The organism is Aeromonas sp. QDB39 (assembly GCF_027707585.1).
Taxonomy (GTDB): Bacteria; Pseudomonadota; Gammaproteobacteria; order Enterobacterales; family Aeromonadaceae; genus Aeromonas; species Aeromonas hydrophila.
Window position 1 is genome coordinate 1 of record NZ_JAPCIV010000131.1, and the last position, 836, is coordinate 836.

Below are 836 nucleotides of genomic sequence, written 5' to 3' on the forward strand. Positions count from 1 at the left end.
TGCGATTAAATCAGATCACAAACGAAGCCTTTTTTCTATCTATTTCAATTGGTTGTAGCTAAAGATCCTGTACATGACAGGTCACTGCAGCGGCCAAACTGTTGCCACATCTCAGTTCAGGAGGAAACGCAATGACTCAGGAAAGGATCCAGACCCGCTACCCACTCGGCGGCCCCTTCGCCACCCAGGCTGAGCTGGAGCAGGCCATCACCCAGGCCATAACGACCCACAGACAAGATTTCTTCCCTCTGCTGGAACGGCTGGTGGACGTGGGGGACACCCGGGTCAACCTCAGTCAGGAGAACCCGCTGCGGGTGCTCAGCATCGAACTCGCTGACGGCCGTGAAGGAGTGGCCCATATCAACTACGAGTCCAACTTCGCCGAGAGCTGCCTGATTATCAACGAATACGACCAGCACCAGACCAGCCTGGCCTTTCGCCTCGACGGGGATGCACTTATCTTCGACGTCGAACTGCCGATCGCGTGGAATTTCAATAACTGAAGATTCAGCGGTGTAATGCCGCCTGGTTGCTACACCCGGTCAGCCAGCTCCCCTCACCCTAACCCTCTCCCAAAGGGAGAGGGGATCAGCCCGTGCCAACCTCCAGCCGTGGTAGTCACTCCATACTCTGCTGTTATTTCAGGCGCCTGTAATCTTCCCCATATGGCTGTCATCTGAATAGCAATATCCAGCATATAGCCACCATAACCCTCACTCATGTACAGGATCTTTAGCGGCAACCAATTGAAATAGATATAAAAAAGGCTTCGTTTGTGATCTGATTTTATCGCCAAACAAAATCAACACGCGCGAAGCCTATGACTATTATCAACG

Annotated in this window: 1 protein-coding gene; it reads left to right on the plus strand. The window is 52.4% G+C overall.

What is annotated here, in order from left to right:
- The first annotated feature begins 131 nt into the window (after positions 1–131).
- Positions 132–503 carry a hypothetical protein gene (locus PG899_RS24160; protein ID WP_004099020.1) on the plus strand — a complete coding sequence of 124 codons (372 nt, stop codon included), beginning with the start codon at positions 132–134 and terminating at the stop codon, positions 501–503.
- Positions 504–836 lie beyond the last annotated feature (333 nt).